This window comes from Arthrobacter sp. P1_A5 (assembly GCF_056406825.1).
The window spans coordinates 1-9,586 of record NZ_JBFTZL010000141.1 but is presented as its reverse complement, the minus strand read 5'-3'; the positions used below and the strand labels follow the sequence as shown (position 1 = coordinate 9,586).

At 67.8% G+C, this 9,586-nt stretch carries 7 protein-coding genes and 1 pseudogene; 3 read left to right on the top strand and 5 right to left on the bottom strand.

The annotated features are described in order from the left end of the window. On the bottom strand, positions 1-608 hold a 608-nt coding region (locus AC1D1S_RS16020; protein WP_476994910.1), incomplete at its 3' end, for an alpha/beta fold hydrolase. Between the two features lie 71 nt (positions 609-679). Continuing rightward, entirely contained in the window at positions 680-2,269 is a 1,590-nt protein-coding gene (gene ffh, locus AC1D1S_RS16015) for a signal recognition particle protein (RefSeq protein WP_476994909.1), read from the bottom strand. Between the two features lie 152 nt (positions 2,270-2,421). On the opposite strand from ffh, the gene AC1D1S_RS16010 reads away from it, so the two are divergent. Further along, positions 2,422-3,810 (top strand): glucose-6-phosphate dehydrogenase, encoded by a 1,389-nt coding sequence (locus tag AC1D1S_RS16010; protein ID WP_476944274.1) that lies wholly within the window; start codon positions 2,422-2,424, stop codon positions 3,808-3,810. A 174-nt stretch (positions 3,811-3,984) separates the two neighbouring features. Here the strand turns inward: AC1D1S_RS16010 and AC1D1S_RS16005 are convergent, their stop codons facing one another. Both AC1D1S_RS16005 and AC1D1S_RS16000 read right to left on the bottom strand, forming a co-directional pair. Continuing rightward, a complete protein-coding gene (locus AC1D1S_RS16005; RefSeq protein WP_028276847.1) occupies positions 3,985-4,323 on the bottom strand; it encodes a P-II family nitrogen regulator in 339 nt (112 codons plus the stop codon). After that, complete coding sequence (locus tag AC1D1S_RS16000) at positions 4,320-5,702, bottom strand: ammonium transporter (RefSeq protein ID WP_476994908.1); 1,383 nt, start codon at positions 5,700-5,702, stop codon at positions 4,320-4,322. Before AC1D1S_RS16000 ends, AC1D1S_RS16005 begins: the two co-directional genes overlap by 4 nt. 251 nt (positions 5,703-5,953) lie before the next feature. Here AC1D1S_RS16000 and AC1D1S_RS15995 point away from each other — a divergent pair, with 251 nt between their 5' ends. Beyond that, entirely contained in the window at positions 5,954-7,204 is a 1,251-nt protein-coding gene (locus AC1D1S_RS15995) for an MFS transporter (RefSeq protein ID WP_476946009.1), read from the top strand. A gap of 160 nt (positions 7,205-7,364) precedes the next feature. Continuing rightward, positions 7,365-9,098, top strand: coding sequence for a hypothetical protein (locus AC1D1S_RS15990; RefSeq protein ID WP_476994907.1), 1,734 nt, complete (start codon positions 7,365-7,367; stop codon positions 9,096-9,098). Positions 9,099-9,176: 78 nt separating this feature from the next. Here the strand turns inward: AC1D1S_RS15990 and AC1D1S_RS15985 are convergent. Next, positions 9,177-9,586: pseudogene (locus AC1D1S_RS15985) on the bottom strand (signal recognition particle-docking protein FtsY); the annotation flags it as partial.

Here is a 9,586-nt window from a genome sequence, read left to right as displayed (position 1 = left end):
CGCAGGTAGCCGGCGATTTCCTCATACAGCGGTTCCCAGCCGCCGGTCAGCACCAGGGTCGGCACGCCCGGCACGATCTGCAGCGGTGCTTCCCACGGCGGCGCCTGCAGGCGGAGCCGGCGCGCAGCCCGGAGGGCCTCCGGCGTCGTGGCCCCGGGGGCGTCCGCCGCGAACGCGCGGCGGATGAACTCCCGCTGGAAGTCGTCGTCGCTGAGGTTGTGGCGGACGTCGAAGAGCGGCTGCATCAGGGCCCGGTGCGCGGCGGTGGCCGGGAGCTCCGCGGTCAGGGACAGGCAGGCCGGTTCCACCAGGGTCAGCGACTGGACGAGGTCGGGCCGTTCGACGGCGGCCATCATCGCCGCGATCGCGCCCTGCGAATGGGCCACCACGTGGCCGCCGGCCTCGCCGCGGCCGTCGTCTGCCAGCGAGGCGAGCACGATGGCGGCGTCGGCGGCGAAGTTGGATTCGAGCGGTTCCGCGACGGCGTCAAACCCGTGCCGCCGCAGGAACAGGGCGTCGTAGTCCAGCGCCATTCCGTGCTGTTTTGGCCACGCGGCGGCGCCGAAGCTGCCGTCCCCATGGACGAAGACTACGCGCTGCTTGAACATTGTCTAACCCTATGGCACTTCAGTGCTGATGCCGCCGGCGACACAGTGCCGGCGGCCGTCAGCACTTATGGCTACTTGCTGCCGCCGAGGAACTTGTCGAAACCCTTGGGCAGGTTCAGCTGGGACGGATCGAAGTCGCCGCCCTGCTGGCCAAACGACGCGCCGGTGGGCAGCGCCTTGGGGCCGGCGGCACGCCGGGCCTCGGCGTCGCGCAGTTCCTGCGCCGCCTTGGCCGGGTTGCCGGAGCGGGCCTTCTTCTTGGGCGCGGATTTGGCTCCCTTGCGGGCTCCGCCCCCGCCGCCCATGCCGGGCATTCCCGGCATGCCGGGCATCCCGCCGCCGGCGGCCATCTTCTTCATCATCTTCTGGGCCTGGGCAAAACGTTCCAGCAGTCCGTTGACCTCGGAGACGTGCACGCCGGAACCGCGGGCAATACGGGCCCGGCGGGAGCCGTTGATGATCTTCGGAGCCACACGCTCGTGCGGGGTCATCGAGCGGACAATGGCCTCGACGCGGTCGATCTCGCGCTCGTCGAACTGCTCCAGCTGCTGGCGGATGTTCTGCGCGCCCGGCATCATCATGAGCATCTTCTTCATGGAGCCCATGTTGCGGATCTGCTGCATCTGCGCGAGGAAGTCATCGAGGGTGAAGTCTTCCTGGTCGGCGAACTTCTTCGCCATCCGCGCGGCTTCATCCTTGTCCCAGGACTTCTCGGCCTGCTCGATCAGGGTGAGGACGTCACCCATGTCGAGGATGCGCGAGGCCATGCGGTCCGGGTGGAAGAGCTCGAAGTCGTCCACGCCTTCGCCCGTGGAGGCGAACATGACCGGCTTGCCGGTCACCGACGCGACGGAGAGCGCGGCGCCGCCGCGGGCGTCGCCGTCGAGCTTGGAGAGCACGATGCCGGTGAAGTTGACGCCCTCGTCGAAGGCCAGGGCCGTGTTGACGGCGTCCTGGCCGATCATGGAGTCGATCACGAACAGGACTTCGTTCGGGAYGATCGCGCGGCGGATCTGGCGCGCCTGCTCCATCATGTCGGCGTCGACGCCGAGACGGCCGGCGGTGTCCACGATCACGACGTCGTGGAGGGTGCGCTTGGCTTCCTCGACGCCGGCGCGGGCGACGGCGACAGGGTCGCCGGCAGGGTGGTCCAGCTCGGTGGACGTGGCGCCTGGGTGCGGGGCGAAGACGGGCACGCCGGCGCGCTGGCCGACTACCTGCAGCTGGGTGACGGCGTTGGGGCGCTGGAGGTCGCAGGCCACCAGCATCGGGCTGTGGCCCTGGGACTTGAGCCACTTGGACAGCTTGCCGGCCAGGGTGGTCTTGCCGGCGCCCTGGAGGCCGGCCAGCATGATGATGGTGGGTCCGGTCTTCGCCAGGCGGATCCGGCGGGTCTCGCCGCCGAGGATCTCGACGAGTTCCTCGTTGACGATCTTCACGATCTGCTGGCTCGGGTTCAGCGCCCCGGAGACCTCGGCGCCGAGGGCACGCTCGCGGACGCGGCCGGTGAACTCCCGGACCACGGGCACAGCGACATCGGCGTCCAGGAGGGCACGCCGGATCTCGCGGACTGTGGCGTCAACGTCCGCCTCGGTCAGGCGGCCCTTGCCACGCAGATTCTTGAAGGTTGCTGTCAACCGGTCAGAGAGTGAATTGAACACGCGCCGTGCACTTCTTTCAGTGGATCTACAGGTGGCGGCCGGTGCGGCACGCCAGCGTCGCGACTAGTATTCGCCTGGACGAACCGCCTCGACAACAGGACTCGACTATCTAGGGTACCAAGATGCGCCTTCAAGATGGCATGCTGGCGTAGGTGACCAGCCAAACAACTGTAAAAACCCTGCTCATCCTGGGCGCTTCCGGCGATCTCACCGGAAGGCTCCTGTTACCGGGGCTTGCCCGCCTGGTGTCCCGGGGCCGCGCCGACGGCCTCACCCTGGCGGGAGCGGGATCGGACCCGTGGACGCCGGAGCAGTGGCTTGGCCGGATCGAGGAGTCGTTCGCGGACGAGGACTCCAAGGCCGACGCCCACGGCAAGCGGGAGCTCAAGCGGATCCGCAAGGAGAGCACCTACCACCAGCTCGATGTCACGGCCAAGGGCCAGCTCGCCGGGCTCCTGGCGCAACTGGAGGGGCCCGTGGCGGTCTACTTCGCCCTGCCGCCGCGGGTCAGCCAGCTCGCGTGCGAGGCCCTGGCGCCGGAGGATGTGCCCGCCGGCACCCGGCTGGTCATGGAGAAGCCGTTCGGCTCCGACGAGCAGTCGGCGCGCCACCTGAACAAGACGCTGGCGGCGCTGGTCCCGGAGGACCACATCCACCGCGTGGACCACTTCCTCGGCAAGGCAACGGTCCTGAACATCCTTGGCCTGCGCTTCGCGAACACGTTCCTGGAGCCGGTGTGGAACCGGCAGAACATCGAAAAAATCGAGATCATCTTCGACGAGGACCTCGCCCTCGAAGGCCGCGCCCGCTACTACGACGGCGCCGGGGCGCTCCGTGACATGATCCAAAGCCACCTGCTTCAGATCATGGCCCTCATGGCAATCGAGCCGCCGGCATCCGTGGACGAACGCGATCTCCGCGATGCCGTGGCCACCGTGCTGCGGGCCAGCAGCATCAAGGCCCCCTACCGGCAAAGCAGCCGCCGGGCCCGGTACACGGCGGGTTCGATCAACGGCCGGGACATTCCGGACTACGCCAAGGAGGAGGGCGTGGACGCGTCCAGGGGTACTGAAACCCTCGCCGAGGTGCAGGTGGAGATCGACAACTGGCGCTGGCAGGGCGTGCCGTTCATCCTGCGCTCGGGCAAGGCGCTGGGCCAGAAACGCAAGGAGGCCGTGGTGACCTTCCGGCCGGTGCCGCACCTTCCGAAGGGGTTCACCGGTGTGGACGCCCCCAACCAGCTGCGGATCGGCTTTGGCCCGGACACGCTGCAGTTCGACGTCGACGTGAACGGACCGGGCAATGTCCTGAGCCTGGACCGGGCCACGCTGCAGGCCGAACTGAGCGCCTCCGAACTCCTCCCCTACGGTGAAGTGCTCGAGGGCGTGCTGACCGGGGATCCGCTGCTCTCGGTGCGGGCGGACACGGCCGAGGACTGCTGGCGCATCCTGGCGCCGGTGCTGAAATCCTGGACCGCCGGACATGTCCCGCTGGAGGAATATCCGGCCGGGACCCCGGGGCCGGAGGGCTGGCCGGCCTAGATTCGTCGCGGCAGGGCCCGCGCGGATCCGGCGGTGCGCCGGAGCCGCTTCCGGGCCGACACAGCAGCAACGACACAGCGGGCCGGACACCTTCTCAGGTATCCGGCCCGCTGTGTCAGTGCCGTGTCAACGCCGCTGTGTCTGTTGGCTCTAGCGGCATGGAGCGGGGAGCAACTAGATCGCTGCCGAACCACGCTCTCCGGTACGGACCCTGACAGCTTCGAACACATCCATCGTCCAGACTTTGCCGTCGCCGGCCCGGCCGGTGTTGGAACTGGCGATGATGACATCCAGGATGTCGTCCGCCTGTTCGTCGGTGGCCAGGACTTCCACCCGGATCTTTGGCAGCAGGTCCACGTTGTACTCGGCCCCGCGGTACACCTCGGTGTAGCCGCGCTGCCGGCCGTAGCCGCTGGCTGCGCTGACCGTGAGGCCCTGCACACCGTAGGCTTCCAGGCCTTCGCGAATAGCCTCAAGCTTTTCCGGTCGGACGATTGCCGTGATCAGTTTCATGCCCCCACACTTTCCTTGCCCGTTGCGTTCTGCTTGCCGTTGGACGCGGCGTCCACCGGYACTTCGGCGGCTGTGCCTTCCTCCTGCGGCTCGCCGCCCATCGGCTTGCCCGTGATCAGTTCGTGCAGCGGCTGGAAGCTGCCGCCGTGCCCGCCGACGCCGAACTCGTAGGCGGTCTCTGCGTGCAGGCTCAGGTCCACACCGACAACTTCCTGTTCCTGGGAAACCCGGAAGCCCATGAGCTTGTGGATCGGGAAGGCAATGATGAAGGTCATCACGGCGGTGAAGACGATGGCCATCATTGCCGCGAGGGTCTGGGCGACCAGCTGCGTGGTGCCGCCGCCGTAGAACAGGCCTGCGGCGCCCTGGGTCGGGGTGGCAAGGAAGCCGATTGCGACCGTGCCGACAACACCGGAGACGAGGTGGACGCCGACGACGTCGAGCGAGTCGTCGTAGCCGAACTTGAACTTCAGGCCGACGGCGAGCGCCGAGGCCACACCGGCCACGACGCCGAGGGCGATCGCACCCAGCGGGGAGACGTTGGCGCAGGCCGGGGTGATGGCGACCAGGCCGGCGACCACGCCGGAGGCGGCACCGAGGGAGGTCGGGTGACCGTCGCGGAAGCGCTCCACGGCAAGCCAGCCGAGCATGGCGGCGGCCGGGGCGGCCAGGGTGTTGATCCAGATCAGGCCGGCCTGCTCCACCGTCGCGGCGGCACCGGCGTTGAAGCCGAACCAGCCGAACCACAGGATTGCGGCACCGAGCATGACGAACGGAATGTTGTGCGGGCGGTGGTTCGGGTCCTTGCCGAAGCCCTTGCGGTTACCGATGATCAGGACCAGGATGAGGCCCGCGACGCCGGCGTTGATGTGGACCACGGTGCCGCCGGCGAAGTCGATGACCGGCGCGAACGTCTGGCCGAACCAGCCATTCGCGGAGAAGAGTCCGCCGCCCCAGACCATGAAGGCCATCGGCGCGTAAACCAGGGTCGCCCAGATGGGGGTGAACACCACCCATGCGGAGAACTTGGCGCGGTCGGCGACCGCACCGGAAATCAGGGCCACCGTAATGATCGCGAAGGTGGCCGCGTAGMCGACCTTGAGCAGGTCGGCCGGTTCGGTGAAGTTGTGCAGGCCGAAGTGGCTGAACGGGTTGGCGAAGATCTGGTAGAAGTTGTCTTCGTTGGTCGTAGCCATCGAAGCGCCCCACAGGATCCACATGATGCCGACGGTTCCAATGGCGACGAAGCTCATCATCATCATGTTCAAAGCCGACTTGGCGCGGGTCATGCCGCCGTAGAAGAATGCCAGGCCCGGGGTCATGAACAGCACGAGTGCCGCGGCGACCAGGAGCCAAACGAGACCTGCGGTGAGTTCCATGGTCTACGTCCTCTCTTGCTATTAGGTGCGGAGTAGTCCGCCGGTCCCAACGCATTTATTTGCGTTCTAGAAAGAGTTTCGCGGGGCAGTGTTTCGCTGGCGGAGGATTTACATTGCCGGGTTGTTACAAGAACCTCCCGGACGTAAATGGTGCATCTCACACTTGTTACGGTTATGTTTCAGCGGATTATTCCCGCACTTGTTGGACCCGCCGCCAGCCGGCACCGCATCTTCCCAAGGACGAACGCATTATGAGCAAGACCTCCCGCCCCGCCGGCGACGCCGCAGCCAAGGTCCCTTCCCGGGCCCCGGGCCGTTCCCGGCTGCCCCGGGACATCAAGGTGATGCTGGTGGCGGCCTTCCTGATTGCGATCGGCTTCGGCCTCGTGGCACCGGTTCTGCCCCAGTTCGCCACCACGTTCGACGTCGGGGCGACCGCGGCGGCGGTGATCGTGAGCATCTTCGCTTTCATGCGGCTCGTCTTTGCACCGGCCGGCGGCGCCCTGATCGTGAAGCTGGGCGAACGGCCGGTCTATGTGGCCGGGCTGCTGATCGTCGCGGCGTCCACGGCGGCCTGCGCTTTCGCCCAGAATTACTGGCAGTTGCTGGTCTTCCGCGGCCTCGGCGGGGCTGGTTCGGTGATGTTCACGGTGGCGTCCATGGCGCTCGTGGTCCGGCTCGCGCCGCCGGAAAGCCGCGGCCGGGTCTCCGGGGCCTATGCCTCCGCCTTCCTGATCGGCAACGTCTGCGGCCCCATCGTCGGCGGGATGCTGGCCGGCTTCGGCTTGCGGGTGCCGTTCCTGGCCTACGCGGCGGCCCTGGTGCTGGCCGCCGTCGTGGTGCAAACCCAGCTCAGCCATGTCCCCGCCGCCTCGCGGCAGCCCGGCGCCACGGCCCCGGCGATGGAACTGCGGGACGCGCTGCGGGACAGCGCCTACCGGGCCGGCCTGTTTTCGAGCTTTGCCAACGGCTGGGCCACCTTCGGGGTGCGGATGGCCACAGTGCCGCTCTTCGCCGTCGTGGCGCTCGGCGCCGGTCCGGAATCGGCCGGTTGGGCCCTGGCGGTGTTTGCCGGCGGCAACGCGGTGGCGCTGACGTTTTCCGGCCGGCTCGCGGACAGCCTGGGCCGCAAGCCGCTCCTGCTGGCCGGGCTGCTGGTCACCGGCACCGCCACGGCGGCCATCGGGTTCACGCACCAGCTGCCCTGGTTCCTGCTCGCGTCCGCTTGCGCCGGGATCGGCTCCGGGCTGCTGGGACCGGCCCAGCAGGCTGCCATCGCCGATGTGATCGGCAACGAGCGCTCGGGCGGCCGCGTCCTGGCCGTCTTCCAGATGGCCTCGGACAGCGGCGCGATTGTCGGACCGGTGGTGGCCGGACTGCTGGCGGACCGACTGGGCTACGGATGGGCCTTTGGGGTCACTGGCGGCATCCTGTTGGCCGCCGCCGCCGTGTGGTTGCCGGCCCGCGAAACGTTCCGCCGGCCGGCCCCGGATCGCGCCTGACCTGCGGCGTTGCCGCCACCGGTCCGCCGGGCACGTGCCTCAGCCATGACCTTGTCCCGGACCGTGCACGGGACGCTGTCCGGGACCTTCCGGTCAGCGTCGKCCGCCGCCCTTGGCTAAGCTGGGGGCACGTGCTACAAACTTCCGGAGGTAATCCCCCATGGCCAAATTCGACTCTTCCCCCGGGAAAGCCGAAAGCCCCGACCCCGCCCAACCCGCCGACGCGGGAGCCGACGCGGGAGCCAACACAGGAGCCAACGCAGGAAAGAGCGCGGGCAACAGGAAGCGCGCAGGGCTGATCGCCGGCGCAGGAATTGTCGCCGTCGCCGCAGCAGTACTGGTTCCCCTCGCCCTCGGAAACCCGACCCCGGCACCGCCGGCCGCTTCTTCCCCCGCCGCCCAGTCAGCCCCGGCACCCGCCCCGGCCGAGGTGGGACCGCCCGTCACCTATTACGCACAGCCGGGTCCGCCGGCCGGGTCGCCGCTGGAAAAGGTTGAGCCCCTCAAGGTCGATGTCTCCAGCGACCTCGTGGGCACTTCCCTGAACAAGGGCATGGCGGGAATTTCCCTGGAGGCCACGGATCTGGCCGATCCCGACCTCAGCAGCGACAACGCGTCGATGGTCAAGCTGCTCAAGGAGATCGACCAGCCGGTCCTGCGTTTCGGCGGCAACGCCGTGGACCGGCGTTTCTTCTGGACCTCCAGCGGCGAGGCTGTCCCCGCCGACTACAAGGGTGACAAGACGCACCCGGTCAAGGCCGTGGGCCCGGCAGACCTGGTCCGGCTCAAGACCCTGCTGGAGGCAGGCGACGCCAGGGTCAGCCTCACAGTGGATCTGGGCCACTACAACCCGGCGCGGGCTGCGGACATGGCCAAGAACGCCTCGGCGATCCTCGGCGACCGGCTGCTGAGCATCACTGTGGGCAATGAGCCCAACGGCTTCGTGTTCAACGATGTGAAGTCCGGCAGCGGCTACAGCCTGGATCAGTACAATCGGGAATTGAAGGACTACGCCAACGCGATCTATGCAGTGGCGCCGAACGTGCCCATCTCCGGCCCGGGCGCCTACGACCAGAAGTGGTGGCAGCCGTTCGTCGACGCGGACCTCCCGCAGAAGAAAATCCTGACGTTCCACCACTACCCGCTCTCCAACTGTGACGGCGGCCTGCCCCAGGACTCGCCTACGTTGGCAAACGCGATGAGCCGAGCGATGCACGACCGTGCCGTCAACTACCAGAAGGCGGCCCTCGCGGTGGGTCAGGCCGCCGGCCTGGAAACCTGGATTCCGGAAACCGGGATCTCGGCGTGCCCCGGCTCCAATGAGACCTCCCGTACCCACGCATCTGCGCTGTGGGCGGCAGACTATGCCCTCACCGCCGCCCAGCTGGGCATCACCCGAATCGGCTTCCACAGCTCGCTGCTGACCTGCAAGGGCGGCCCGCCCCTGTCCGCCATCTGCAGCGCCGGGGCCTACCCGTTCGGCAATGGCCAGATGTCCGGCCGTGCCAACTTCTTCGGCATCTCCATGGTGGCCGAGCTCGAGGCCGGCAAATTCATGAAAGTGAACAGCACCGGCGGCGGCCCGACGTTCAGCTACGCGCTGCAGAACGCCGACGGCAGCACCAGCGTGGTGATCATCAACGAAAACGACCCCGAAAAGGCCGCGCAGACTTCCGTCACCCTGAACCTTCCGGGCAAGCCTGTCACCGGGACCATGACCCAGCTCAGCGGACCCAGCTACGCAGCCGAGGACGAGACCGTCATCGATGGCGCCAAGACCGAGCCCACACCCCTCGCCAAGCGCGCCACGGTGCCCGGCTTCGCGTTCAAGTCCCAGACGCAGCAGTTCAATCTGACAGCCGGCACAGTAACGGTCCTGAACTTCAAGTACTAGCCACTCGAACAAAGAGTGCCCCGGTCCTGTCTGAACTGACCAGACAGGACCGGGGCACTCTTTTTGTTGCGGCGCGCGCTAGTTCAGCAGCGCGTCCACGAAGCCTTCGGCCTCGAACGGCGCGAGGTCGTCGGCGCCTTCGCCCAGGCCGATCAGCTTCACCGGGACCCCAAGGGATTTCTGGATGGCGACGACGATCCCGCCCTTGGCGGTGCCGTCCAGCTTGGTCAGGACGATCCCGGTGATGTTCACGACCTCGGAGAACACCCGGGCCTGGTTGAGTCCGTTCTGGCCGGTGGTGGCGTCCAGGACCAGCAGCACCTCGTCCACCTCGGCCAGCTTTTCGATGACCCGCTTGACCTTGCTGAGCTCGTCCATGAGGCCCACCTTGTTCTGCAGGCGCCCCGCGGTGTCGATCATGACGACGTCGACTTCCTGGTCGATGCCGGCCTTGACGGCCTCGTAGGCCACCGAGGCCGGGTCCGCGC